The sequence below is a fragment of the Janibacter zhaoxuefangae genome, from assembly GCF_050271985.1.
Classification (GTDB): Bacteria; Actinomycetota; Actinomycetes; order Actinomycetales; family Dermatophilaceae.
On the sequence record NZ_CP189849.1, the window covers coordinates 1,265,196 to 1,290,110 of the forward strand.

The 24,915-nt window shown below is 71.2% G+C and carries 22 protein-coding genes, 1 pseudogene and 1 riboswitch; of the genes and pseudogenes, 15 read left to right on the forward strand and 8 right to left on the reverse strand.

Features of this window, described 5'->3' with window-relative positions; translation table 11 throughout:
- The first annotated feature begins 44 nt into the window (after positions 1-44).
- The gene (locus ACQBAS_RS05955) at positions 45-2,177 is read left to right on the forward strand and encodes a DEAD/DEAH box helicase (RefSeq protein WP_427385433.1); all 2,133 of its coding nucleotides are present in this window, start codon (positions 45-47) and stop codon (positions 2,175-2,177) included.
- A 32-nt stretch (positions 2,178-2,209) separates the two neighbouring features.
- Here the strand turns inward: ACQBAS_RS05955 and ACQBAS_RS05960 are convergent, their stop codons facing one another.
- Positions 2,210-3,355, reverse strand: coding sequence for a MalY/PatB family protein (locus tag ACQBAS_RS05960; RefSeq protein ID WP_427385434.1), 1,146 nt, complete (start codon positions 3,353-3,355; stop codon positions 2,210-2,212).
- Between the two features lie 57 nt (positions 3,356-3,412).
- Here ACQBAS_RS05960 and ACQBAS_RS05965 point away from each other — a divergent pair, with 57 nt between their 5' ends.
- From ACQBAS_RS05965 to gcvP, 10 genes and pseudogenes are all read left to right on the forward strand, one after another.
- On the forward strand, positions 3,413-4,030 hold the full coding sequence (locus tag ACQBAS_RS05965) for a CDP-alcohol phosphatidyltransferase family protein (protein ID WP_427385435.1): 618 nt from the start codon (positions 3,413-3,415) through the stop codon (positions 4,028-4,030).
- Positions 4,023-4,895 (forward strand): DUF881 domain-containing protein, encoded by an 873-nt coding sequence (locus tag ACQBAS_RS05970; protein ID WP_427385436.1) that lies wholly within the window; start codon positions 4,023-4,025, stop codon positions 4,893-4,895. Before ACQBAS_RS05965 ends, ACQBAS_RS05970 begins: the two co-directional genes overlap by 8 nt.
- Positions 4,892-5,224 (forward strand): small basic family protein, encoded by a 333-nt coding sequence (locus tag ACQBAS_RS05975; protein ID WP_427385437.1) that lies wholly within the window; start codon positions 4,892-4,894, stop codon positions 5,222-5,224. The genes ACQBAS_RS05970 and ACQBAS_RS05975 overlap by 4 nt, the downstream gene beginning before the upstream one ends.
- A gap of 158 nt (positions 5,225-5,382) precedes the next feature.
- Positions 5,383-6,228: a DUF881 domain-containing protein gene (locus ACQBAS_RS05980; protein ID WP_427385438.1), complete on the forward strand. Its 846-nt coding sequence runs from the start codon at positions 5,383-5,385 to the stop codon at positions 6,226-6,228.
- A 14-nt stretch (positions 6,229-6,242) separates the two neighbouring features.
- Positions 6,243-6,635: a glycine cleavage system protein GcvH gene (gene gcvH / locus ACQBAS_RS05985; RefSeq protein WP_427385439.1), complete on the forward strand. Its 393-nt coding sequence runs from the start codon at positions 6,243-6,245 to the stop codon at positions 6,633-6,635.
- Positions 6,636-6,732: 97 nt separating this feature from the next.
- Entirely contained in the window at positions 6,733-7,185 is a 453-nt protein-coding gene (locus ACQBAS_RS05990) for an FHA domain-containing protein (protein ID WP_427385440.1), read from the forward strand.
- A 9-nt stretch (positions 7,186-7,194) separates the two neighbouring features.
- Entirely contained in the window at positions 7,195-7,998 is an 804-nt protein-coding gene (locus ACQBAS_RS05995) for a MerR family transcriptional regulator (RefSeq protein WP_427385441.1), read from the forward strand.
- A 50-nt stretch (positions 7,999-8,048) separates the two neighbouring features.
- Entirely contained in the window at positions 8,049-8,537 is a 489-nt protein-coding gene (locus tag ACQBAS_RS06000; RefSeq protein ID WP_427385442.1) for a bifunctional nuclease family protein, read from the forward strand.
- Positions 8,538-8,723: 186 nt separating this feature from the next.
- Positions 8,724-9,257: a MerR family transcriptional regulator gene (locus tag ACQBAS_RS06005; RefSeq protein WP_427385587.1), complete on the forward strand. Its 534-nt coding sequence runs from the start codon at positions 8,724-8,726 to the stop codon at positions 9,255-9,257.
- A 34-nt stretch (positions 9,258-9,291) separates the two neighbouring features.
- A riboswitch (glycine riboswitch) is annotated at positions 9,292-9,388 on the forward strand.
- A gap of 63 nt (positions 9,389-9,451) precedes the next feature.
- A pseudogene (gene gcvP, locus ACQBAS_RS06010) lies at positions 9,452-12,336 on the forward strand (aminomethyl-transferring glycine dehydrogenase).
- A 13-nt stretch (positions 12,337-12,349) separates the two neighbouring features.
- On the opposite strand, the gene ACQBAS_RS06015 reads toward gcvP, so the two are convergent.
- Together ACQBAS_RS06015 and ACQBAS_RS06020 are read right to left on the reverse strand one after the other, a co-directional pair.
- Positions 12,350-15,364 (reverse strand): AAA family ATPase, encoded by a 3,015-nt coding sequence (locus ACQBAS_RS06015; protein ID WP_427385443.1) that lies wholly within the window; start codon positions 15,362-15,364, stop codon positions 12,350-12,352.
- Between the two features lie 17 nt (positions 15,365-15,381).
- Positions 15,382-16,554: an exonuclease SbcCD subunit D gene (locus ACQBAS_RS06020; protein WP_427385444.1), complete on the reverse strand. Its 1,173-nt coding sequence runs from the start codon at positions 16,552-16,554 to the stop codon at positions 15,382-15,384.
- 192 nt (positions 16,555-16,746) lie between these two features.
- Here ACQBAS_RS06020 and ACQBAS_RS06025 point away from each other — a divergent pair, with 192 nt between their 5' ends.
- On the forward strand, positions 16,747-18,231 hold the full coding sequence (locus tag ACQBAS_RS06025) for a glutamate--cysteine ligase (RefSeq protein WP_427385445.1): 1,485 nt from the start codon (positions 16,747-16,749) through the stop codon (positions 18,229-18,231).
- 31 nt (positions 18,232-18,262) lie between these two features.
- Here the strand turns inward: ACQBAS_RS06025 and ACQBAS_RS06030 are convergent, their stop codons facing one another.
- Entirely contained in the window at positions 18,263-18,862 is a 600-nt protein-coding gene (locus tag ACQBAS_RS06030) for a histidine phosphatase family protein (protein WP_427385446.1), read from the reverse strand.
- Positions 18,863-18,907: 45 nt separating this feature from the next.
- Between ACQBAS_RS06030 and ACQBAS_RS06035 the strand changes: the two genes are divergently transcribed.
- Genes ACQBAS_RS06035 through ACQBAS_RS06045 form a run of 3 tightly spaced genes read left to right on the forward strand, consistent with a single transcriptional unit; the run spans position 18,908 to position 20,595 of the window.
- A complete protein-coding gene (locus ACQBAS_RS06035; RefSeq protein ID WP_427385447.1) occupies positions 18,908-19,453 on the forward strand; it encodes a DUF1697 domain-containing protein in 546 nt (181 codons plus the stop codon).
- Entirely contained in the window at positions 19,450-19,947 is a 498-nt protein-coding gene (locus tag ACQBAS_RS06040; RefSeq protein WP_427385448.1) for an OsmC family protein, read from the forward strand. Before ACQBAS_RS06035 ends, ACQBAS_RS06040 begins: the two co-directional genes overlap by 4 nt.
- A 27-nt stretch (positions 19,948-19,974) precedes the next feature.
- The gene (locus ACQBAS_RS06045) at positions 19,975-20,595 is read left to right on the forward strand and encodes an L-threonylcarbamoyladenylate synthase (RefSeq protein WP_427385449.1); all 621 of its coding nucleotides are present in this window, start codon (positions 19,975-19,977) and stop codon (positions 20,593-20,595) included.
- A 91-nt stretch (positions 20,596-20,686) separates the two neighbouring features.
- Here the strand turns inward: ACQBAS_RS06045 and ACQBAS_RS06050 are convergent, their stop codons facing one another.
- The 4 genes from ACQBAS_RS06050 to tdh are packed head-to-tail and all read right to left on the reverse strand — an operon-like array spanning position 20,687 to position 24,598.
- Positions 20,687-21,520, reverse strand: coding sequence for a siderophore-interacting protein (locus ACQBAS_RS06050; RefSeq protein ID WP_427385450.1), 834 nt, complete (start codon positions 21,518-21,520; stop codon positions 20,687-20,689).
- Positions 21,517-22,341, reverse strand: a complete 825-nt coding sequence (locus tag ACQBAS_RS06055; RefSeq protein ID WP_427385451.1) for a DUF1028 domain-containing protein — start codon at positions 22,339-22,341, stop codon at positions 21,517-21,519. The genes ACQBAS_RS06050 and ACQBAS_RS06055 overlap by 4 nt, the downstream gene beginning before the upstream one ends.
- Positions 22,338-23,552, reverse strand: a complete 1,215-nt coding sequence (locus tag ACQBAS_RS06060) for a glycine C-acetyltransferase (RefSeq protein WP_427385452.1) — start codon at positions 23,550-23,552, stop codon at positions 22,338-22,340. The genes ACQBAS_RS06055 and ACQBAS_RS06060 overlap by 4 nt, the downstream gene beginning before the upstream one ends.
- A gap of 8 nt (positions 23,553-23,560) precedes the next feature.
- Positions 23,561-24,598, reverse strand: a complete 1,038-nt coding sequence (gene tdh, locus ACQBAS_RS06065) for an L-threonine 3-dehydrogenase (RefSeq protein WP_427385453.1) — start codon at positions 24,596-24,598, stop codon at positions 23,561-23,563.
- Between the last annotated feature and the right edge of the window lie 317 nt (positions 24,599-24,915).

The following is a 24,915-nucleotide window of genomic DNA, read 5'->3' on the forward strand; positions in this document are numbered from 1 at the left end:
GGCGGCAGCCGTCTGCGGTGACAGCCGCGCCCGAGGAGGAGTTCTTGGCTCGACGAGGCCAGGGGCGGTCCGGCACGACCAGGACCGCACAGCCCGCACACCAGGGGGAAGGCCGCGACGACGGCCTCATCCCCGTGCTCGCCCGCGCCGTGCGAGAGGTCGAGTCGCGCGCCATGCGTGGCCCCGTCCGCCCCGCGGGTCGGGCGAAGTTCCAGGTCATCGCGCTGCTCGTGCGCGAGGAGCGCGCCCGGATCAACACCGACACGGAGATCTCGTCGGGGGAGCGGTCCGAGCGGCTCAAGCGCCTCGACGGCGTCGCCACCATCCTCGCGAAGGTCGCTGCCCGGGACACCTCGCTCATCGCGCTGCTCGCAGACGATGCCAACGTCTCGGACCTGGCGCGGGAGATGCGCCGCGAGATGTTGCTCGACGCCGGCCTGGAGGCCGACGACCTGCCCCGTCCGAAGCCCGCCTCCGAGGCGGTCGACGTCGACGCCGACCGTCAGGTCGCCCCGGCGCGCTCGGTCATCTCGCGCCAGCTCGCGAACCCCTTCCTCGCCCCGGACTTTGCTCCTGCCGTCCACCGTGAGGCGCGCCCCCGTCGCCTCGCCAACTGGGAACTTCTCGAGCCGCTCTTCCGCGCCTTCGAGAAGGGCGGCGCCTCCTCGTGCATGACCCTGCCCGAGGCCGGCAGCCTGCGCGCGCCGGGCGGGCATCAGCTCATGCACCACCAGGCGCAGGTCATCGAGGCCGCCGCGGCCGGGCACCGCACCTTCCTGCTCGCCGACGAGCCCGGCCTGGGCAAGACGGCCCAGGCCTTGCTCGCGGCGCAGGCGGCCGACGCCTATCCGATGCTCGTCGTGGCACCCAACGTCGTGAAGATGAACTGGGCCCGCGAGGCGGAGATCTGGACGCCGTCGCACCCCGCCACCGTCATCCACGGCAACGGCGACAACGTCGACGGGTTCGCCGACATCGTCATCGTCAACTACGAGGTGCTCGATCGGCACTCGGGCTGGCTCGGAGAGTTCGGCTTCCGCTGCATGGTCGTCGACGAGGCCCACTTCATCAAGAACAAGACGTCCAAGCGGTCCCAGCACGTCCTGCGGCTCGCCGACCGGATCCGCTCCCGCGTCGTGCGCCCGCTGCTGCTGGCCCTCACGGGTACCCCGCTGATCAACGACATCGAGGACTTCCGGACGATCTGGCAGTTCCTCGGCTGGATCGACGACAAGGGGCCGCGCGCCTCCCTCATGGAAGCGCTCGAGGAGACCGGGTGGACCCCGGCCGACCCCGCCTTCTATCAGGCAGCTCGCACCGCCGTCATCGAGCTCGGCATCGTCCGGCGGCGCAAGATCGACGTTGCGGCCGACATCCCGGCCCGTCGGGTGGCGGACCTGCCCGTCGAGCTCGGAGCGGAGAGCGAGCGGTCCATCCGGGAAGCGGAGCGGGCCATCGTGCGTCGCCTGCTGGCCCGCTACGCGTCGGCCATGGAGGCCCGCGGCGGCGATGACGTCGTGCCGGGCGCCGAGGGGATCGACCACGATCTCGTCCGCCGGGTCGCCATTGGCATGCGCGAGGACACCGGGACCGGGACCGAGGACAACGTCTTCACGCTCATGCGTCGCATCGGTCAGGCGAAGGCGGGCCTCGCGGCCGACTACGCCGCGCAACTCGCGCGCAACGTCGGGAAGGTCGTCTTCTTCGCCAAGCACATCGACGTCATGGACACCGCCGAGGAGACGTTTGCCGCGCGCGGCATCCGCTACGCCTCGATCCGTGGCGATCAGACGCCGTCCGTGCGTCAGCGCAACATCGACGCCTTCACCAACGACCCCGAGGTCGAGATCGTCGTCTGCTCGCTCACCGCGGCGGGCGTCGGCCTCAACCTCCAGGTGGCGTCCAATGTCGTCCTGGCCGAGTTGTCCTGGACGGACGCCGAGCAGACCCAGGCGATCGACCGCGTGCACCGGATCGGGCAGACCGAGCCGGTCACGGCATGGCGGATCATCGCGGCCCAGACGCTCGACACGAAGGTGGCCGAGCTGATCGACTCCAAGGCGGGGCTGGCCGCGCGGGCGCTCGACGGTTCCGATGAGGAGCTCGGGGAGACCGCGGACGTCCAGGTCGAGAGCCTCGTGACGCTGCTGACCGAAGCGCTGGTTGCCGCCGGCTGAGATGGTCCGAGGGCGGGTGTGGCCGGGTGCGCTCAGCGTGCCGCGGCCGCCATCCGTCGCACGGCCTCGGTGAGGATCTCCGGCGAGGTCGCGAGGTTGAGCCGTGCGAACCCTGCGCCTCCGGTGCCGAAGCTCGTCCCGGACGAGAGGGCGACCCGGCCGCGATCGAGGAAGGTGCGCGCCGGGTCGTCACCGAGGCCGAGGTCGCGGCAGTCCAGCCACGCGAAGTAGGTGCCGTCGCCGACGGACCATCGGACGGCCGGAAGGTGCTCGGGGAGGAGCTCCCCGAGCAGGCGTCGGTTGTCCTCGAGATCCAGCAGGAGGACGTCCAGCCACTCCCGCCCGCGATCGAAGGCGGCCGCCTGGGCCTGTGTTGCCAGGTGACTGGCGCCGTAGCTGACGTCTGCGGGGATGCTGGCCAGGAGTTCGTGCGCATCCGGCCCCGCGACGAGGGCCGCGGCCTTGAACCCCGCGAGGTTCCACCCCTTCGAGGCGGACAGCAGGCTCACGGCGGCGGCGCCCTCGGGCAGGGACAGCAGCGGCGTGTGGGTGACACCCGGACGCACGACGGGCGCGTGGATCTCGTCGACGACGACCTGGACGCCATACGCCCGCGCCAGCTCCATGACGGCCACCAGTTCGGCGGCGGTGTGGACGGTGCCGGTGGGGTTGTGCGGGCTGCAGAGGAGGTGCGTCGGATGGGCGCCCAGCCCGGCGGCGGTCTCGTAGGCGCGCTCGAGCACCGCGAGGTCGAGGCGGTCGTCGGCGCCCAGGGGGGCCTCGACCAGGGTGCGCCCGGTCGCGTCGATGACGGTCCAGAAGGGCTCGTAGACCGGGGGGTTGATGACGACCGCGTCACCGGGCTCGCCGATCGCGCGCAGTGTCTCGGTGATCCCGATCATGACGTCGGGCACGAGTCGGGCCCGGGCGGGGTCCGCCTGCCAGCCCCACCGGTCCGCCGCGAAGGCGGACACGGCCCGGAGGTAATCGGCCGGCCACGAGTATCCGGTGTCCCCGAGCTCCATCGCCGTCGTCATGGCGTCGGCGACGGCGGGCACCGTGGCGACGTCCATCTCCGCCACCCAGAGCGGCAGGACATCGGCCGGATGGGCCATCCACTTCACGCTCGTGCGTCGGCGGAGGGTCTCGAGAGGCTGGTTCAGGATGCGTCGGGTCACGCGTCGACGATAGAGCCGTGGTCTCGCGTGAGCGACGCCTCGCCTAGGCTGCAGTTTGTGCAGACAGAAGACCGGCGCTCCGCCACCGACCACGGGGACGGCTCGGGAGCCCGTGTCTGGACCCTGCCCAACGTGCTGTCGATGCTGCGTCTGCTGCTCCTGCCCGTCTTCATCTGGGCGATCGTCGGGAAGCACGACGGCGTCGCCCTGGCGACCCTCATGCTGTCGGGCATCACGGACTACCTCGACGGCAAGATCGCCCGGACGTTCGGGCTCGAGTCGCGCTTCGGCGCCTTCCTCGACCCGGTGGCGGACCGTCTCTACATCCTGACCTCACTCCTGGGCCTGGCCTATCGCGACGTCATCCCGTGGTGGCTCGTGGCCCTCCTCATCGGTCGCGACGCCATCCTCACGCTCGTCGTCGCCCGAGTGCGTCGCCACACGACCATCCCCCTGAAGGTGCACTTCATCGGCAAGGCCGCGACCTTCAACCTGCTCTACGCCTTCCCACTGCTCCTCATGGGCACCTGGGAGGGCGTCGTGGGGGAGTGGGCTCGTCCGATCGGCTGGGCCTTCGCCTGGTGGGGTGCAGCCCTCTACTTCCTCGGACTCGCGCTCTATCTGATCGAGTCCGAGCGCGTCATCGCCCGGGTGCGGGGTGCCGACGGTGACTGAGCCGACCAGGCCCGCCCGACGCGTCGACGAGTCGATGACGCTGCTGACCTCCATGCTCGAGCGTCCGCTGGACCCCGGCTACCAGGCCGCGGCGGACCAGCGCGTCGCGAACGGGCTACCCGCGGCAACGTCGTGGCGCAGCCCGACCCTCGTGGTGACGGCGCTCGTCGTGGGTCTCCTCATGGGCATCAGTTCCGCGTCACTGCGGGCGAGTCAGGCGCTGGGGCAGGGTGCGCGCGCGGACCTCATCGCCCAGGTCGAGGCGCGGCACAAGGCGGCCGACGAGCAGGCGGCGGCGGCTCGCGCGATGCAGGACGAGATCGCCGAGGCCGAGGCCAAGGTTGGTGGCGGCGTGTCCGCGGCGGACGCCGCGGAGCTCGCGCGGCTGCGGGCCGTCACGAGCCAGACCGGGGTGGTGGGCCCGGGGATGACCATCACCCTCGACAACGCCGACGGCAGCGGCGCCGACGCTGACGGGGACCCGCGCACCGGGCAGGACTCCGGTGGCACCGTGCTGTCGAAGGACCTCCAGATCATCACCAACGGTCTGTGGGAGGCCGGGGCCGAGGCGATCGCCATCAACGGGCAGCGCCTCTCGAGCCGCAGCGCCATCCGCTTTGCCGGTGACGCGATCCTCGTGAACTTCCGACCGTTGACGCGGCCCTACGTCGTGTCCGCGATCGGCGACCCGAAGGAGATGCCCGTGGCCTTCGCGGCGGGCGCCGGCGGGTCCTACCTGACGTCTCTCAGCTCGAACTACGGTGTCCAGACGAAGACGACCACCGAGAAGGAGCTCACGCTCCCCAGCTCGGTGTCCGGCACGACCCGGCTGGCCTCGCCGGCTGACAAGGAGAAGACCTCGTGATCCCCGCTCTCGGACTGCTCGGTGGCCTGCTCGTCGGGCTCTTCCTCAATCCCGAGGTGCCGCTGTGGCTCCAGCCCTATCTCCCGATCGCCGTCGTCGCGGCCCTCGACGCGGTCTTCGGTGCCGTGCGTGCCACGCTCGACGGCATCTTCAACGACAAGGTCTTCGTCGTCTCGTTCCTGTCCAACGTCGTGGTCGCCGCCTTCATCGTCTTCCTCGGTGACCAGCTGGGCGTCGGATCGCAGCTGTCCACGGGCGTCGTCGTCGTGCTCGGTGTCCGGATCTTCTCCAACGTGGCGTCCATCCGTCGTCACCTGTTCAGCGCCTGATGGCCTCGGTCCAGCCCGAAGGGGGCACCTCGCCCCGTCGTCCCCGTCGCGCGACGCGTGGTGTGAGCGCGCCAGGCCAACCGGCTGTGCCCGAGGCGGCGCCCGTCGGTGCGGCGACGGCCGAAGCAGCGACTGTCGCTGAGGCTCCCGCCGAAGCAGTGCCTGTCGCTGAGGCTCCCGCCGAGGAGGCCCCCGCCGAGCAGAAGCCCACGGCGTCGCGGTCGCCGGCGGCCACGTCGTCCAGGCAGGCCTGGCGCCGGCTCGCGCGCATGGGTCGGCCGCGCGCGACGCGGGCGAACTTCCTGGCCCTGTGCCTGGCCCTGCTCCTCGGCTTCGCCATCGCCACCCAGGTGCGGGCGACCCAGCAGCAGGGGCTGGAGGATCTGCGCGAGGACGAACTCGTCCGCATCCTCGACGACGTCAGCCAGGACGCCAACCGCCTCGATGACGAGATCGCCGAGCTCCGGCAGACCCGCGATGCCCTGCGCTCCGCCGACGGTGAGGGAGCCGCCGCCGAGGAGGCTGCACGCGAGCGCCTCGACACCCTCGGTGTCCTCGGCGGCACCCGCCCGGCGACCGGTCCCGGCATCACCATGACCATCACGGACCCGGACGGCGAGATCAGCGCGGCCAACCTGCTCGACACCGTGCAGGAGTTGCGCGACGCCGGTGCGGAGGTCATCCAGATCGGGACGGTCCGCGTCGTGACGAGCACGTGGTTCTCGGACGACGGCGGCACCGTGCGCGTCTCCGGCGAGGCGCTGACGCGCCCCTTCACCTTCACCGTCATCGGTGACCCGGACACCATGGCGTCGGCTCTCGAGATCCCGGGTGGGGTCGCCGAGACCGTCCGAGGCAAGGGCGGTAACCTCACCGTCACCCCCAAGGAGAACGTCACCATCACGGCGTTGCACTCGATTCGCGAGCCTCAGTACGCTCAGCCCGTGACCGACCCCGCCAGGGGCAGCAGGACCCAACCCACCCGCGAACCCAGCGGACCGTGAGACGAAGGAATGTCATGAGCGACCTCGATTACCCTGACGACCTGCGCTACACCACGGACCACGAGTGGGTCCGCGAGAGCGACGGTGAGGGCGTCGTCCGGATCGGCATCACCGCCTTCGCGCAGGACGCGCTCGGCGACGTCGTCTACGTGAGCCTCCCCGAGGTCGGTGAGTCGATCGAGCCGGGCAACGCCGTCGGCGAGGTCGAGTCGACCAAGTCGGTCTCCGACATCTACGCCCCCATCGCGGGTGAGGTCGTCGCCGTCAACGGCGCGCTCGACGCGACGCCGGAACTCATCAACTCCGACCCGTACGGCGAGGGCTGGATGTACGAGGTCCGGATCAGTGACATGGCGGTCCTCGACGGGCTGCTGGACTCGAACAGCTACCAGGGTCAGCTCGGCTGATCACCACCTGTGTCAGCCCGACCCGGCCAGCGCCGGGTCGGGCTGTCAGGTTGGTGATCTAGGGTGGAGTACAGACCGGACCAGAGGAGGGACGATCATGTCGGACAGCGGCAACGAGAACCAGGGACCTGCGCGGCAGGACCCCGCGACGCAGCGCATCCCGGGCACGGACCCGTCCACCTTCGAGGCTCCGCGTGACACCGACGCCTTCCTCACCCGCGACGAGCAGGCCACCGTCGACGCGCTGCGTCCCGGCACCGCTCTCCTGATCGTTCTGCGCGGCCCCAACACGGGCGCCCGTTTCCTCCTCGACGACGCCGAGGTGACCACGGGTCGCGGGCCGGACAGCGACATCTTCCTCGACGACGTGACCGTCTCGCGCAAGCACGCCGTGTTCAGCCGCGGTGACCAGGCCTTCTCCGTGCGTGACGTCGGCTCCCTCAACGGCACCTACGTCAACCGTGAGCGGATCGACTCCGCGGACTTGCGGACCGGTGATGAGGTCCAGATCGGCAAGTTCCGTCTGGTGTTCTACGCCGGCCGCGACTGACCCGTCGAGGTGCCCGCCGAGAGCCGCGGCTCGACGCTGACCATCGGGGCCGTGCTGGAACTCCTGCGCGAGGATTTCCCCGAGGTCACGATCTCGAAGTTGCGCTATCTGGAGTCCGAAGGGCTCGTGACCCCGGAGCGCTCCCCGAAGGGGTATCGCCGTTTCTCGGCCGCTGATGTCGCCCGTCTGGGCTACGTGCTGCGCGCCCAGCGCGACCACTTCCTGCCGCTGAAGGTCATCCGGGCCCGCCTCGACGAGGCCGACCGCGGGGTGGCACCCCTGGATCTCGCCGACCCCGTGGGTGTGGGGGAGTCCTCCGCACCAGCCACGGTCCCGGATGACATGTCACCCGATGAAGGGGGCCCCGCGACCGGGTCGGGTCGCGGGAGTGCGGCGTCCGGCGACCTCCTGCCCCCGGTGGCCGCCGACGGTCTGCGGCTGACGCAGCGCGAGCTGCGGCAGCGGGCCGGGCTCGCCCCGGAGGACTTCCAGCACCTGATCACCTACGGCCTCGTCCGCCCCGACGCCGAGGGCTACTACGGCGCCAACGCGCTCGCCGCGGCCTCCGCGGCGGCGGCGCTGATGGCCTCCGGTCTCGAGGCCCGGCACCTGCGCCCCTTCCGCACGGCCGCCGACCGCGAGGTGTCGCTCGCCGGACACGTCCTGGCGCAGCGACAGTTCGGCCCGCGGTCTCGGCTGGCCGCCAATGCCACGCCGGCGGTGTCCGACGCGGACGTGCTGGAGGAGGTCCTCCGGCAATGCCTGGCGCTGCACGTGGCGCTCGTCCGCGAGGAACTGCGCGACGCCGACTGAGGTCCGGAGTCGGATGTCCGCGAGGGGGCCGCGCGGGTTACGGTGGTGTGGTGAAGGTCCTCGAAGTCCTCGGCGTCCGCGTCGAGATGCCGAACTCGTCGCCCGTCGTGCTCCTGAGGGAACAGGACGGTGAGCGCTACCTCCCGATCTGGATCGGTGCTGCCGAGGCCACGGCGATCGCCTACGTCCAGCAGGGCGTCACGCCGCCTCGGCCGCTGACCCACGACCTCTTCGCCACCGTCATCACCGAGCTCGGCCACACCCTCGTGCAGGTCAGGATCGACGCGCTCACTCAGGGCGTCTTCCACGCCACCTTGGTGTTCGAGGGCGGGAAGGAGATCTCCGCACGGTCGTCGGACGCCATCGCCCTGGCGCTGCGGCTCGGGGTCGAGGTCGTCACGAGCGAGGAACTCCTCGACGAGGCGGGCGTGGAGATCACGCCCGACGAGGACGACGAGGTCGAGAAGTTCAAGGAGTTCCTCGACCAGGTCACGCCCGACGACTTCGACGCCCCGGAGGAGCCGGAGTCGCGTGGGTGACGTCGCGACACGCCGGCGCCCGACGGCGCGGTCGTTGACGCCTCGCCCCGGCGGACGTACCGTCGAGACACACCGAATGACAGCGGTGTGATGACGTCGCGCCGGGCTCCCGGGGACGACGCGGACAGTCAGGAGAAGACCGTGGATGCTCACGACGACGCAGGACGGCACACGTCCACGCCCGTCATGAAGCAGGGTGTCCTCTTCGACGACGACCGACCGCAGTTGACCGAGGAGCAGGGCTACCGCGGCCCCGCCGCCTGCAAGGCCGCCGGCATCACCTACCGCCAGCTCGACTACTGGGCGCGGACCGGGCTCGTGGAGCCGTCCGTGCGTGGCGCGGCGGGTTCCGGCAGCCAGCGTCTCTACGGCTTCCGCGACATCCTCGTGCTCAAGGTCGTCAAGCGACTCCTCGACACCGGCGTCTCGCTCCAACAGATCCGTGTCGCCATCCAGCACCTGCGTGAGCGCGGCGTGGACGACCTCGCCCAGATCACGCTCATGAGCGACGGTGCGTCCGTCTACGAGTGCACGTCCGCGGACGAGGTCATCGACCTCGTCCAGGGCGGTCAGGGCGTCTTCGGCATCGCCGTCGGGCGCGTCTGGCGCGAGGTCGAGGGCACGCTCGCGGCCCTGCCGAGCGAGCGTCTTGACGACGAGGTCCCCGTGGCCCACCCGGGCGACGAGCTCGGCGCGCGCCGGCAGGCCCGCCTCGCCTGAGTCGCGCCCGCGACTGCTATTCTCAAGCCGCTGCTCACCCCGTGGGGGAGAGTTCCCGCACGTGACGTGACGGGGACGCCGAAGGGGCAAACTCCCCGGAACCTCTCAGGCACAAGGACCTCACGGACCAGGCACCTCTGGAGTCTCTCGCGACGACAGAGGGGGAGGCCCGTCCACGCTGTCCAGGGAGCCTCATGAGCCAGCAGTCCGTCCTTCCCGAGTTCGTCGGTCGCCACATCGGCCCGCGCGACGCCGACCTCGACGCGATGGTGGAGGTCGTCGGCGTCTCCAGCCTCGACGCCCTCACCGACGCCGCCATCCCGGCGGCCATCCGCGCCACGAGCGCGCTCGGCATCGTGCCGTCGGAGTCGGAGCACGCGGTCGTCGCGGAGCTGCGCGCCTACGCCGCCCGCAACACGGTGATGACCTCGATGATCGGGCTCGGGTACTACGGCACGATCACGCCGGCGGTCATTCAGCGCAACGTCCTCGAGAACCCCGCGTGGTACACGGCGTACACGCCCTACCAGCCCGAGATCTCCCAGGGTCGGCTCGAGGCCCTGCTCAACTTCCAGACGACCGTCGCGGACCTGACCGCCCTGCCCACCGCGGGCGCGTCGCTCCTCGACGAGGCCACCGCTGCCGCCGAGGCGATGACGCTCATGCGGCGCAGCAGCAAGGCGCCGGCCGGGGCCGTCCTGCTCGTCGACGCGAACGTCTTCCCGCAGACCGAGGCGGTCATCCGGACCCGCGCCGTGCCGCTCGGCATCGACGTCACGGTCGGCGACCTGAGCGCCGTCGACTCGGCAGATGCCCTGCGCGAGGCCGCGGGCGGTGCGGACGTCTTCGGTGTCCTCGTGCAGTACCCGGGTGCCGATGGTCAGATCGTCGACTGGCGCGCCCTCGCCTCCGCCGCGCACGACGCCGGGGCCCTCGTGACGGCCTCGGCGGACCTGCTCGCGCTGACCCTGCTCACCCCGCCGGGGGAGTGGGGCGCCGACGTGGCCGTCGGGACGACGCAGCGCTTCGGTGTCCCGATGGGGTTCGGTGGGCCGCACGCCGGCTACATGAGCGTCCGTGCCGGCCTCGAGCGGTCGCTCCCGGGCCGCCTCGTCGGAGTGTCGGTCGACTCGGTGGGCGCTCCCGCCTACCGACTCGCGCTCCAGACGCGCGAGCAGCACATCCGTCGTGAGAAGGCGACGAGCAACATCTGCACCGCGCAGGTGCTGTTGGCCGTCATGGCCTCGATGTACGCCGTCTACCACGGTCCCGACGGTCTGCGCCGCATCGCCGGTCGCATCCACTCCCGTGCCCGTGCGCTCCAGGGCGCCCTCGCGGCTGCCGGGGTCGAGGTCACCACCACGGCCTACTTCGACACCCTCACCGTCAGCGCCCCGGGCCGGGCTGACGAGGTCGTGCGCGCGGCGCTCGAGCACGGCATCAACATCCGCCGGGTCGACGCTGACACCGTGTCGGTCAGTGTCGACGAGACGACGGACGCGGCTGCTCTGGCCTCGGTGGCCACCGCTTTCGGTCGTGACGGCCTCACGCCGCTGGACGCGCCCGACGTCGAGCCGGACTGGGACGAGGCGCTTCAGCGGACGAGCGAGTTCCTGATGCACCCGACCTTCCACAGACCCACCGCAGCGAGACGGCGATGCTGCGCTACCTGCGCCGGCTCGCCGACCGCGACTTCGCGCTCGACCGCGGCATGATCCCCCTCGGCTCGTGCACGATGAAGCTCAACGCCACGACCGAGATGGTCTCGATCACCTGGCCCGAGTTCGCCAACCTGCACCCCTTCGCCCCGGCCGACCAGACCGAGGGCCTTCGGGCGCTCATCTCCGAGCTGTCCCAGTGGCTGTGTGACGTCACGGGGTATGACTCGGTTTCGCTTCAGCCCAACGCCGGTTCGCAGGGTGAGTTCGCGGGACTGCTGGCCATCAGCGCGTACCACGCCGCGCGCGGGGAGTCGCAGCGCACGGTGTGCCTGATCCCCGCGAGCGCGCACGGCACGAACGCGGCCAGCGCCGTCATGGCCGGGATGAAGGTCGTCGTCGTCAAGACCGCCCCCGGTGGCGACATCGACATGGACGACCTGCGTGCGAAGGTCGAGCAGCACCGCGATGACCTCGCCGCGATCATGGTGACCTACCCGTCGACGCACGGTGTCTTCGAGGACACGATCAGCGAGCTGTGTGCCCTCGTGCACGACGCCGGCGGTCAGGTCTACGTCGACGGCGCCAACCTCAACGCACTCGTGGGGCTGGCCCAGCCCGGCAAGTTCGGGGCGGACGTCTCGCACCTCAATCTGCACAAGACCTTCTGCATCCCGCACGGTGGCGGTGGCCCCGGCGTGGGTCCGGTGGCCGTGCGCGCGCACCTCGCGCCGCACCTGCCGAACCACCCGCTCTCGCCGGAGGCCGGCCCGGCCACGGGCGTCGGCCCGGTGTCGGCGGCACCCTTCGGCTCGGCGAGCATTCTGCCGATCTCCTGGGCCTACGTGCGTCTGATGGGCGGCGCCGGTCTGACGAAGGCGACGCAGGTCGCCGTGCTCAACGCCAACTATGTCGCGGCCCGGCTGCGGGACAGCTACCCCGTCCTGTACGCCGGCGCCGACGGGATCGTGGCGCACGAGTGCATCCTCGACCTGCGTGGGCTGACGAAGGAGACGGGCGTGACCGTCGATGACGTGGCCAAGCGCCTCATCGACTACGGCTTCCACTCGCCGACGATGTCGTTCCCGGTGTCGGGCACGCTCATGGTCGAGCCGACCGAGAGCGAGGACAAGGGCGAGATCGACCGGTTCTGCGACGCGATGATCGCCATCCGCGGCGAGATCCAGGCCGTGGCCGACGGGACCGTCGACGTCAACGAGAGCGTCCTGCGGCACGCGCCGCACACATCGGCGTCGCTCGCCTCGTCGTGGGAGCACCCGTACGACCGGGCGACCGCCGCCTTCCCCGTGGGTGTCGAGGCCGCCGACAAGTACTGGGCTCCCGTGGGCCGCATCGACGGCGCCTTCGGCGACCGCAACCTCGTGTGCTCGTGCCCGCCGCCGGAGGCCTTCGAGGAGTGATCAGGGGGGCGGGTCAGGCGACGTGCGCGTTCGCCGGGCCCGTCACCTCCACGCTCGAGCCGGACTCGCTCTTGCGGACGATGACCTGTGCCGGGATGCGGGTGCGCAGTTCGGCGACGTGACTCACGACGCCGACGGCGCGTCCGCCCTCGCGGAGGCTGTCGAGCACGCCCATGACCTGCTCGAGGCTCTCGTCGTCCAGGGTGCCGAAGCCCTCGTCGATGAAGAGGGTCTGGAGGTCGAAGCCTCCCGCCTCCTCACGGACCGCCTCCGCGAGGCCGAGCGCGAGGGCGAGTGAGGCCATGAACGACTCGCCCCCGGACAGCGTCGTCGTGTCGCGCACGGCGCCCGTCCACAGGTCCTGCACCTGCAGCCCGAGCCCGCTGCGTGCGCCGTTCTTGGCGAGGGCGTCGGAGTGCTCGAGCCGGTAGCGGCCGTCGCCCATGACGGCGAGTCGCTCGTTGGCGAGTTCCGCGACCCGCTCGAGGCGTGCCGCGAGGACGAAGGAGGACAGCTGCATGCGCAGCGTGTTGTCCCCGCCCTTGCCCTTGACCGCGTCCGCGAGGCGTTGAACCAGTGCGGATTGCTCCGCTGCCGGGCCGAGCGCGTCCACGGTGGCCACCACGGTCGGGCGAAGTCGGGTCACGGCCTCGAGCGTGTGGCGAGCGCGTCCGTCGGCGTCGGCGGCGGCACGCGCTGTCGCGCGGGCCTCCTCCCGGCGGGCCGCGAGCGCTGGAAGGTCGGGCTCGGCAGCGGCCAGCGCGTCGGCGGTGTCTGGCTCCTCGAGCACGGCGCTCGCCACGAGCCGCTCGTCGTGGTGGCGTCGGACCTCTGCCGCCAGCGCGGCCAGGTCATCTCGGCTCAGGGTTGCGGCGCGCACCGAGTCGTCGTCGGGGAAGCCGGCCTCGGCGATGGCCTCGTCGACCCGTATCCGCGCGCTCGCACGCAGGTCCTGTGCCTCGGACAGCCGCTCGAGGACGCCGGCGTGGGCGGTCTCGGCCTCGGCCAACGCCCGGTGGCGGATGAGCGCTTCGACGACCGAGGTCACCCCCCACGGGCACTGCGCAGCGTGCTCCCGCCGCATTGACGACACGGCATCCGTCGCCGCCTCGACCGCCGCGCTCAGACGGGACAGTTCGGCTTCGTCGACGGCTCGGCGCTGGGCCCTGGCCTGCTGGCGTTCCTCGAGCCGTTCGCGCTCCTCGAGTCGGCCGCTGTGCCGGGCGACGGCCGTGTCGAGTCCCTTCGCGAGGGCACGAACGTCGGCCAGTTCGCGCGCGGCCAGCTCGCGCGCGGCAGCGAGATCGGCCACGTCCTCGCCGTGTCCGTCGAGTGTTCCCACGAGTTGCTCGATCCGCACCACGACGTCGCGACGGCGCTCCCGCAGGTCCTGGTGCTCGCGCTCACGCGCCTGGTGGACCTTCTCGGCGGCCGCGACGTCGTCGGCGGAGACGACGTCCGCGCGGACGGCCGGAGCCGGGTGCTCCGTGGCACCGCACACCGCGCAGGGGTCGCCATCCTGCAGGGCGGCGGCGAGTTCCGCGGCCATGCCGTCGAGTCGACGTTCGCGCAGGTCCAGCGCGCGCTCCTTCGCCGCGGCCGCGCGCTCCCTCGCCGCGGCAATCCTCTCGTCGAGGTCGCCCTGCTCGCGGCGCAGCTCCGCGAGGGTGCGCGCTGCCGCGTGCCGTGCGTTCGCCTGCTCGTGATGCGCGCGGAGGTCCGCCACGCGCATCGCCGCCTCACGGGCGGTCGACACCTGCTCGTCCGCGGCGGCGATGGCGACGCCGAGATCGGCCACGTGCTGCGCGTGGGCCTCGTCCTCGGCCAGCGACGCCTCGAGCCGGGTGCGCAGCGTCGCGGCGGCGTCCGCGTCGGTGCTGAGGGACTCCTCGAGTCGCTGGGCCTTCGCCAGCGGCTCGTCCCAGATGGCCCGGTGCTCTCGGGCCAGCGTCAGTGCCTCGGGTGATGCATCGCTGACCCCGAGGTCCCCGAGGCGAGTGACGGCGACAGCCAGCGCGTCCTCGGCGGCGGCGACGGACCTGGCGTGACGGGCGAGGTCCGCGAGCTGCGGGAGCACGGCCGCGGCGCGGGTGCCTGCGTCGACGGCGCGCTCCTGCGTGGCCACGTGGTCGGCGTCCGCGTCGAGGCGCGCCAATGTGGCGCGGGCCTGCAGCCCCTTCGTCTGGCGTTCCTTGAGCGCGACGCCGGTGGCGTGAGCGCTGTCGGCGAGGTCTCGCTCTCCCTCCGCGGTGTCCCGGCCCGCGAGCATGCGCGAGGCACGCTCCTCGAGGCGGGCCACGGCGGCGTCGAGTGCCGCGGGGAGGTCGTGGGGGTCGAGCTCCGAGAGGTTCGTCGTCGTGTCGAGCGTGTCGCCCTCGTCCGCCAGGGCCTCGCTCAGCGCGGCCACACTGCGGCCCAGGTCCTCACGCAGCGTGCCGACCTCGGCCTCGGCCGCGCGGCGTCGATCGTCGAACCAGCCCTCGATGTCCGTGAACCGGCTGACGTCGAAGAGCTTCGCCAGCAACCGTCGGCGCTCCTCCGGCTTGGCTCGCAGGAAGGCGACGAAGTCGCCCTGGGGGAGCATGACGACCCGGTTGAACTGCTCCACTCCCATGCCGCCGAGGACGGACTGGATGGTCTCCCCGACCTCGGCGGCGCGGTGGCTGCGCGGCACCCAGGCGCCGGCGACGAACTCGTCGAGCGTGACCTTGGTGGGGACATCCTGCATCTTCGCGCCCGAGCGCTTGGGCGGACGGACGAAGGCGGGGTTGCGCACGACCCGGAAACGGCGTCCGCATGCGGTGAAGTCCAGGGTCACCTCGGGCACGGCACGCGGACCCGCGTGGTCACTGCGCAACGACTTGTCGGGGCGCGCACCCGGGACGCTGCCGTAGAGGGCGAAGCAGACGGCGTCGAGAAGGCTCGTCTTGCCTGCCCCGGTCGCGCCCTGGATGAGGAAGAGACCCGGCGCGCTGAGCGCGTCGACGTCGATCTCGACGGTGTCCGCGAAGGGGCCGAACGCGGTCACGCTCAGGTGGTGAATCCTCACGCGGCACCTACCACCGCGCCAGCGGCGTCGCCTTCGCCGGCTCGCTCCGCACGACGCAGCCGTACGTCCTCGACGGCGTCCTCGATGAGGGCACGTTCCTCGGCGGTGGCGGGGTGCCCGGCTCGAACGTGGGTCAGGAAGTCGCAGCAGAGGTCGGCATCAGGGCGGCTCTCGACCTTCGCCGCATAGCTGTGGGCGGGCCGGATCAGGCCCTGTGGGTCGAAGGTGAGCGAGAGCGTGTGCGGGAAGCGGCGTCGGATGGTGTCCATCGCCGCGAGGGGGCGCACGGCATCCGTGAGCGTGACCTGACACCAGTCGTTCTCGGCGCCCGCGAACCGCGAGTCCGCCAGCAGCGTGTCCAGGCCACCCCGCAGGACGCTCAGCCCGCGGTGCACGGGCGCCTCGACGAACTCACTGCGCACGCCGCTCTCGTCGAGGTCCACGAGCCACGAACCCTTGAGGTGGTCGGCCTCGCTGAACGACATCGCGACGGGGGAGCCGGAGTAGCGCACGCTGTGGCTGATCTGCTTGCGGCCGTGCAGGTGTCCGAGCGCCGCGTAGTCGATCCCGTCGAAGACACTCGGGGAGACGGCGCTGACGCCGCCCACGCAGATGTCGCGCTCGCTGTCGCTCGTGACGCCGCCGGTGACGAACGCGTGGGCCATGATCACGGTGCGCCCGGCGCGGGTCCGAGCGTCGGCATGCACCCGATCCATGGCCGCGCGGAGCACACCCGCGTGGGTGCGGTCATCGGTGCCGAGCCACTGGGCCGTCTGGGAGGGCTCGAGGTAGGGGAGTGGGTGCACGGCGACGTCGCCGATCACGACCGGTCGCCCCACGTCCCGGACGTCGGCACGAATGTGCACCCCCGAACGCTCGAGCAGCCCGGCCGCGAAGCCGAGCCGGATCGCGGAGTCGTGGTTCCCGCTGGAGAGGATGATCTGGGCGCCCGTGTCGGCCAGCCGCATGAGCGTGTCGGACAGCAGCGCCACCGAGTCCTGACCGGGCAGAGCACGGTCGTAGACGTCGCCGGAGACGAGGACGGCGTCGACGTGCTCGGCCCGCACGGTCTCGACGAGATGGTCCGCGAAGGCCGCGTGGGCATCCTCCAGCCCGACCTGGTGGAAGGAGCGCCCCAGGTGCCAGTCGGAGGTGTGGATCAGCCGCATGACCCCAACGTAGGAGAGGGCACTGACAACGCTGCCGATTTGGCTCGGCGAGTGACGGATCCACCCGCGACGGAGCCAGATCGTCCGCGACCCGGACCGGTACGTGGCAAGTCTGGGCGATGGCCCCATTCGTGTGGTTGGTTGTGAACACGACGTGCGTCAGGTGCGTCGGCCAGTGGACGGAGGGTTGCCGTGGGCAAGGAAGTTGAAGCCCAGAGCTACACGCGCGAGCAGCGTCAGCGTTACCGCGAGAAGGTCCAGCAGGACCTCGACGTCTTCGCGCGGATGCTGGCCTCGAGCTCGTTCGAGTTCGACCGCCCCATGACGGGCCTCGAGATCGAGCTCAACCTCGTCGACGAGGAGCACCAGCCGTCCTTCCACAACGCACAGGTGCTCGAGGCCATCGCGGACCCGGGCTTCCAGACCGAGCTCGCGCAGTACAACATCGAGCTCAACGTCGCCCCGCGACCGTTGCCCGGAGACGCGGCCCTCGAGCTCGAGCAGGACCTGCGCACCTCGCTCAACCAGGCCGAGGCCAAGGCGCGTGAGCTGGGCTCCCACATCGTGCAGATCGGGATCCTCCCGACCCTGCGACAGGAGCACTTCGCCGGGGACTGGATCAGCGACAACAACCGCTACACGGCGCTCAACGACTCGATCTTCGTGGCCCGCGGTGAGGACATCCATCTGGACATCGAGGGACCGGGGGGCGAGCGCGTCTCGACCTACGCCGACTCGATCGCGCCCGAGTCGGCGTGCACGTCCGTCCAGCTGCACCTGCAGGTGTCGCCGAGCGAGTTCGCGGACCACTGGAACGCGGCGCAGGCGATCAGCGCGGCGCAGTTGGCGCTCGCGGCGAACTCACCGTTCTTCTACGGCCACCGGCTGCACGCCGAGACGCGGATCGAGCTCTTCAAACAGGCCACCGACACCCGCCCGATCGAGCTGAAGAACCAGGGCGTGCGGCCGCGCGTGTTTTTCGGCGAACGTTGGATCACGTCGATCTTCGACCTCTTCGAGGAGAACTCGCGCTACTTCCCGGCGCTGCTGGCTGAGGTCGGCGACGAGGACCCCGTGGCCAAGCTCGACGCCGGCGAAGCCCCGGAGCTGTCCGAACTGCGGCTGCACAACGGGACGGTCTATCGCTGGAACCGGCCCATCTACGACACCCTCGACGGTCGCCCGCACCTGCGCGTCGAGAACCGGGTGCTGCCGGCCGGTCCGTCCATTGTCGACACGCTCGCGAACGCGGCCTTCTACTACGGCGTGGTGCGCGTGCTCGCGACCGAGGACCGCCCGGTGTGGACTCGGTTGAGTTTCGCGGCGGCCCAGGAGAACTTCAGCCGCGGCGCCCGCGACGGCATCGACGCCCGCCTGTACTGGCCCGGCTTCGGGGAGGTGGGCGCCGACGAGCTCGTCCTGCGGCACCTCCTGCCGATCGCCCACCGGGGCCTCGAGGAGTGGGGCGTCAGCCAGGCGGTCCGGGATCGCTTCCTCGGCGTCATCGAGGGCCGGGCGACGAAGGGGGTCAACGGCGCCACGTGGCAGACCGAGGCCGTGCGCCGCCTTGAGGAGCGCGGTCTCGACCGGGCCGAGGCGCTGCGCCAGATGCTCGCGCTCTACACGGAGCAGATGCACGAGAACATGCCCGTGCACACCTGGGAGCTGCCGAGCTGAGCGGTCCGAGCCAAGGTCCGGCGATCGCGATCTAGCGGTCCGCGCGGTGGTTCCACAGCCGGATGGCGGGGACCTCGCGCTCCACCTCCAGCACGCCGATCGTGCCCGAGTCCAGCAGGAGCTGCCCGGCGAAGCGGGGTTGCTGCTGCAGGTAGGTCGCCGCGAGGATGCGGGAGGTGTGGCCGTGACCGACGAGGGCCACGTCGCGTTCGGCGAGGACGGGGGCGACCTTCGCCAGGACGCGCGCCGCGCGCGCCGCCACCTCCTCGAGGAGCTCGCCCGGCGTCGCTCCGGGGACGACGCCATCGGCGAAGACGGTCCAGTCGTGGCCGAGCTCGGCGCGGATCTCCTTCGTCGTGCGGCCCTCGTAGCCGCCGTAGTCCCACTCGCGCAGGTCGTCGTCGATCTCGGCCATGAGCCCGGCCAGTTCGGCCGTCCGGCGGGCGCGGACCAGGGGTGAGGACAGCACGGCTCCGAAGTCGTACCCCGTCAGCAGGCTCGCGAGGGCCCGTGCTTCGGCCTCGCCCTGCTCCGTGAGCGGGATGTCGGTCATCCCGGTGTGCTTGCCGGAGGCGGACCACTCGGTCTGGCCGTGACGGATGAGGACGAGCCTGCCCTGGGGTTCGGTCATGGGCCACAGCCTAGGAGGTCGGTGGTGCCTGCTTGGATGGATCCCATGCCCCGTCACATCGCGCTCCTGCGGGCCGTGAACGTCAAGCCACGCTGGCTGAAGATGGAGCGGGCGCGAGCGGCGCTCTCGGAGGCGGGGTTCACCGACGTCGAGAGTCACATCCAGTCGGGCAACCTGCTGGTGGGGTCACCTCTGCGCAGTGGGACGAAGGTGGCCGCGGAGATCGAGCGTGCGCTCGCGGCCGAGGCCGGTTTCGAGGTGCCGACCATGGTGCGCTCGCCGCGCGAGATGCGGGCCCTGGCCAGCGCCGTGGATGAGATCCCACCACTGCTGTCGGCCGACGGTCGTCGCTACGTGATGTTCGCGAAGGAGGCGATCACGCCCGCGGGTGCGGCCGCCTTCGCGGGGTGGGATGTCGACGGTGAACGGCTCGCGATGGTGGATGATCGGCACGTCCTCCTCGAGCTGACGGTCAGCGCCCACGCATCGCGGATGACCAACGCCCGCGCCGAACGACTCGGCGGCGGTGCCTTCACGACGCGTGACCTGAAGGTCGTGCGCACACTGAGCGAGAGATGGGGCCAGCCATGACGGACCAGACCAACGACCAGAGCGCCGCTGCCGGAGACGCACCCGCGGCACCCGAGACGGGCGGCACCGGCACGGGCCGCCGCCGCATCGAGATGCGTCGCCTCGAGCACTCCAGCTACGAGGTCACCAACGCGCGCGGCGGGACGATTCGGTTCGGTGGGGGAGAGGGCACCGACTTCACGCCCGTCGAGCTCCTCCTGACGGCCATCGCGGGCTGCAGCGCCATCGACGTCGACTTCATCACCAGCCGTCGGGCCGAGCCCGACTCCTTCGTCGTCGAGGCGTCGGGGGAGAAGGTCAAGAGCGCCGAGCTCGGCAACCACATGGAGGACATCGAGGTCACCTTCACGGTGCGCTGGCCCGAGGGTGCCGACGGCGACCGCGCGCGCGAGGCCTTCCCGAGGGCGGTCCGGCAGTCGCACGACCGCCTGTGCACCGTCTCGCGGACCGTGCAGCTCGGCACGCCCGTCACCATGCACGCCGACGAGGGCTGACCCCGCCCGCACGGCATAGGGTGAGGCATGGCCCGATACGTCGATCTGCACCCCGTCAATCCGCAGGCCCGCCTCGTCGCGAAGATCGTCGAGGACGTCCGTGGTGGCGCCCTGATCGCGTATCCGACGGACTCCGGCTACGCCCTCGGTGGGCGCCTGGACGACCAGACCATCAAGGACCGGATCCGCGACATCCGCCGGCTCGACGGCAAGCACCACTACACGCTGATGTGCCGGGACTTCGCCCAGCTCGGGCAGTTCGTGCACGTCGACAACCGGGTCTTCCGCGCGGTCAAGGCGGCCACCCCCGGTCCGTACACCTTCATCCTCCCCGCGACGAAGGAGGTGCCGCGCCGCCTGCTGCACCCCAAGAAGAAGACCGTCGGCGTCCGCATCCCCACGGGCGTGGTGGTCCAGGCGCTGCTCGCCGAGCTCGGGGAGCCGCTCCTCTCGAGCACGCTCATCCTGCCCGGTGACGAGGAGACCCCGACGCACGGTTGGGAAATCAAGGAGCGGCTCGAGCATGTCGTCGACATCGTCATCGACGCCGGCGACTCCCCGATCGAGCCGACGACGGTCGTCGACCTGTCCGGTCCCGAGCCGGAGGTCGTGCGCGTCGGGTCGGGGGACCCGAGCCGTTTCGAGTGAGTTTTGCCGTGGTGTCTCACGGTGAGACACCGACCCCCGTTGTCGCGTCGGGTGAGTCGCGGAAGGCAGTGAGGGGACGGGTGGCGCAGGCTCAGGCCTGCTGCTGGAGCATCGCCTGCTCCTCGGTCTCCACCTCGCGGTTCCAGTCGCGCTTCTCGGAGCGCCAGCCCTCGTCGGTCCGACCTCGCCGCCAGTAGCCGGAGATCGAGAGCCGGTCGAGGTCGATGCCCCGGTCGACGCGCAGGTGCCGGCGGATCTGCCGGACGAAGTCGGCGTCCCCGTGAACGAAGGCGTGGACGGCGCCTTCCGGGAAGGTGAGCGTGCGGACCGCCTCCACGAGGGCCGCTCCCGGGTGCTCGGGCCTGTCCACCCGGTGCAGCCAGGTGATCCTGGCGCCGGCCGGCTGGGTGAGTTCCTGATGCTCCCTCTCGTCCTCGACCTCGAGGAAGACGTGCACCGGTGCGGCGGTGCCGATCTCGGCGATCCGCTCGAGAGCCACCGCGATCGCCGGCAGTGCGCTCTCGTCGCCGACGAGGAGGTGCCAGTTGGCGGTGGCGTCGGGGGTGTAGGCGCCCCCGGGGCCGATGAAGCCGATCTCGTCGCCCGGCTGGGCGCCCGATGCCCAGGGTCCGGCGAGGCCCTCGTCGCCATGGACGACGATGTCGAGCGTGAGCTCCATCGCCGCCGTGTCCCAGGCACGGACCGTGTAGGCGCGCGGGCGCTCCGGCAGGTCGGTGTCGTCAGGGTCGGGGAAGAGGAGCTTGACGTAGTGGTCGGTGTACTCGCCGACGGAGAAGTCCGCCAGCTCGTCACCGGTGAGGACGACACGGACCACCGTCGGGGTCAGCTGCTCGGTCCGCGCCACCTGCACGCGGGTGACCTTGCGCTCGCGGCGGGGCGGCTGGCTGTCCGTGGTCTGCGTCATGGCGCGAGCGTAGCGCGCAGGGCCTCGAGGACCCTGCCGTCGATGCCGCCGGGCACGAGCCGCATCTCGAGGTTCTCGATGCCCGCCCAGGTCGACAGCGCCCCCTCGACCTCGCCGTGGTGGCCGAGCGCGGCGAGCCGATCGCCGACCTCCTGCGCGAGTGCGCCCTCCAGCGGCTGGACGTCCTCCGGTTCTCCCATGACGAGGTCCTGCACGGTGAGCAGCCGAGCCAACTCGGTCGCGGCTTGAGGGTGGTCGTCCACGCGCAGGTCGGCGAGCACGCCGCACTGGTCGTAGCCGCCGCCCTCGCGGACCACGACGAGCGCCGCACCCTGCCGACCACGGCGGTCGCCGCCCGCGCCGTCCCCGGCGAGCAGGGTGGCCACGAGACGGTCGGGGAGTGGGGCCGAGGCGTGCGCGTGCCACGCGGCCACCATGGCGTCGACCACCTCGGGGCCGACGAGGATGTTGCCCTGGATCGCGAAGGCGCCGGTGTCGTCCCTGCCGGCGGCGCCGCCGGCCCAGTCCATGCACTCCGGGCCGGTCCAGGACACCTGGCTGTCGGCGCCGACGATCCCGATCTGGCGGTGGGCGGCCTGCGGGTCGGCGGCGGTGAGGGCGGCGACGACCTCGTCGGCCGACCTTCCCTCGGTCAGCAGGTCCAGTCCCTGCGCGCGCCACGCGAGGTTGGCGGCCGCCTGGGTGGCGAGGGCTCCGACGCCGGGTCGGGTGGCCGGGACGTAGGCGCCGACCGCGGGGAACTTGCTGGCCACGGCCACGCCGTGGGTGTCGGCGACACGGCCGACGACCGAGAAGGTCACGCCGGGTCCTCGCTGTCGACCGCGTCCACGCGCACGGCGGCGGTGGCGTCGACGAAGGCGGCCACACAGGCCCGCACGTCCTCGTCGCTGTGGGCGGCGCTGAGCTGCACCCGGATGCGCGCCTTGCCGGCCGGGACGACCGGGTAGGAGAAGGCGATGACATAGATGCCGCGCGCGAGCATCTCGTCCGCGACGGCGGCGGCCGTGCGTGCGCCGTCCTCGCCGGGGAACATGACGGGGACGATGGCGTGCTCGCCCGGGAGCAGCTCGAAGCCGGCCTCGGTCATGAGGGAGCGGAAGAGTTCGGTGTTCGCGCGCAGTTGCGTGCGGGCCTCACCGGACGTGCTGGCGATCTCGATGGCCTTCATCGATCCGGCCACGACGGAGGGGGCGACGGCGTTGGAGAAGAGGTAGGGGCGCGAGCGCTGGCGCAGCAGGTCGACGATCTCCTGGTGCGCGCTGACGTAGCCGCCGGACGCGCCTCCGAGGGCCTTGCCGAGGGTGCCGGTGATGATGTCGACGCGGTCCATGACACCGAAGTGCTCGGGCGTGCCTCGACCGCCGTCGCCGACGAATCCGACGGCGTGCGAGTCGTCGACGAGCACGAGGGCGCCGTAGCGCTCGGCCAGGTCGCAGATGGCGTCGAGCGGGGCGAGGTAGCCGTCCATGGAGAAGACACCGTCGGTGACGATGACCGTGCGGCGGGCGCCCTTCGCGGCGACGAGCTGAGCCTCGAGGTCAGGCATGTCGGCGTTCCTGTACCGGTAGCGGGCGGCCTTGCTCAGTCGGATGCCATCGATGAGGGAGGCGTGGTTGAGCTCGTCGGAGATGATCGCGTCCTCGGCGCCGAACAGCACCTCGAAGACGCCACCGTTGGCGTCGAAGCAGGAGCTGTAGAGGATCGTGTCGTCCGTGCCGAGGAAGTCCGACAGCTGCCGCTCGAGGCGCTTGTGCAGCTCCTGGGTGCCACAGATGAAGCGCACGCTGGCCATGCCGAAGCCCCACTCCTGCAACGCATCCCGCGCCGCGGCGAGCACGTCCGGGTGGTCGGCGAGGCCGAGGTAGTTGTTGGCGCAGAAGTTGATCGCGTCGGTCTTGGCCGTGGTGATGTGGGCCTGCTGAGGCGAGGTCAGCTCGCGCTCGTCCTTGAACAGGCCCGCGTCACGGATCTCCTGCAGGGTCGCGGCCAGATCGTCCTTGAATGCGTACATGTCGCTCCTCAACTCCAGTCCATGATGACCTTGCCGACCTCGCCCGAGCGGGCGGCGGCGAAAGCGTCCTGCCAGTTCTCCGCGGGGACGCGGTGCGTGATGACCGACGTCACCGCCTCACGCAGTCGGGGCGACGTCGAGAGCATCGAGCTCATCGCGTACCAGGTGTCGTACATCTCGCGGCCGTAGATCCCCTTGATGGTGATCATGTGGGTGATGACCTTGCCCCAGTTGATCGGGAAAGGGTCCTTGGGCAGGCCGAGCATCGCGACCCGTCCGCCGTGGTTCATGTGGTCGAGCATGTCGGCGACGGCGCTGGGGGCCCCCGACATCTCGAGGCCGATGTCGAAGCCCTCCTTCATACCGAGGTCGCGCATGGCGACGCCGAGGTTCGCGGAGGCGGGGTTGATCGTGATGTCGGCGCCGGCCGCCTTCGCCAGGGACAGGCGGTAGTCGCTCATGTCCGTGACGGCGATGTAGCGGGCCCCGACGTGCCGCGCGAGGGCGACGGCCATGACGCCGATCGGGCCGGCGCCGGTGACGACGACGTCCTCACCGGCCATGGGGAAGGAGAGCGCCGTGTGGGTCGCGTTGCCGAGCGGGTCGAAGACGGCCCCGAGGTCGGGGTCGAGGTCGTCGGGCTGGACCCAGACGTTCGTCGCGGGCAGGACGACGAAGTCGGCGAACGCGCCGTCACGGTTGACGCCGATGCCCTGCGTGTTGATGCACAGGTGGCGCCGTCCCGCACGGCAGTTGCGGCAGGTGTTGCAGACGATGTGGCCCTCGCCGGAGGCGCGTTGACCGGGGGAAATGTTCGTGACGTCCTCGCCGACCTCGACGACCTCGCCGTAGAACTCGTGGCCGACGACCAGCGGGGTCCGCACGACGGAGGCGGCCCAGTCGTCCCATCCCTCGAGGTGGAGGTCGGTGCCACAGAGGCCGGCTCGCAGGACGCGGATCTTCACGTCCATGGGGCCGGGAACGGGCTCGGGGACATCGATGAGTTCCAGGCCGGGTCCCGGCCGGGTCTTGACGAGTGCGCGCATGGGCTCAACCTACCGAGGTCGTCGCCGTGGTGGCCCGGGGCAGCGGACAGCCCGTGGGTTCCGCCCTGGCGGGCGGGGCGCGGTGGACGATGCGCGCTCCCACGGGCTGCGGTGGCTGCGATGAGATTCGCCACCACGTCCGACGTCGGTCACCGGAGGCGGCCGACACGACGGATTGCGCTAGCGCGCAACCACCTGACCTGTCCGGGACATCGTCATTTCCTGGACCACCTCCTTCCTTGGATGCTTCGAGCGTAGGTCGATCGCGATCCGGCGACAACGGATTTTCCGCAGGTCCAGGCACGACCCCGCGGCGG

Coding starts and splice junctions, on each gene's coding strand:
- ACQBAS_RS06060 (WP_427385452.1), bottom strand. CDS start 23,552: ATGTACGCATTCAAGGACGATCTGGCCGCGACCCTGCAGGAGATCCGT.
- ACQBAS_RS06035 (WP_427385447.1), top strand. CDS start 18,908: ATGCCCCGTCACATCGCGCTCCTGCGGGCCGTGAACGTCAAGCCACGC.
- gcvH (WP_427385439.1), top strand. CDS start 6,243: ATGAGCGACCTCGATTACCCTGACGACCTGCGCTACACCACGGACCAC.
- ACQBAS_RS06020 (WP_427385444.1), bottom strand. CDS start 16,554: ATGCGGCTGATCCACACCTCCGACTGGCACCTGGGGCGCTCCTTCCAC.
- ACQBAS_RS06005 (WP_427385587.1), top strand. CDS start 8,724: ATGAAGCAGGGTGTCCTCTTCGACGACGACCGACCGCAGTTGACCGAG.
- ACQBAS_RS06040 (WP_427385448.1), top strand. CDS start 19,450: ATGACGGACCAGACCAACGACCAGAGCGCCGCTGCCGGAGACGCACCC.
- ACQBAS_RS06030 (WP_427385446.1), bottom strand. CDS start 18,862: ATGACCGAACCCCAGGGCAGGCTCGTCCTCATCCGTCACGGCCAGACC.
- tdh (WP_427385453.1), bottom strand. CDS start 24,598: ATGCGCGCACTCGTCAAGACCCGGCCGGGACCCGGCCTGGAACTCATC.
- ACQBAS_RS06045 (WP_427385449.1), top strand. CDS start 19,975: ATGGCCCGATACGTCGATCTGCACCCCGTCAATCCGCAGGCCCGCCTC.
- ACQBAS_RS06050 (WP_427385450.1), bottom strand. CDS start 21,520: ATGACGCAGACCACGGACAGCCAGCCGCCCCGCCGCGAGCGCAAGGTC.
- ACQBAS_RS05990 (WP_427385440.1), top strand. CDS start 6,733: ATGTCGGACAGCGGCAACGAGAACCAGGGACCTGCGCGGCAGGACCCC.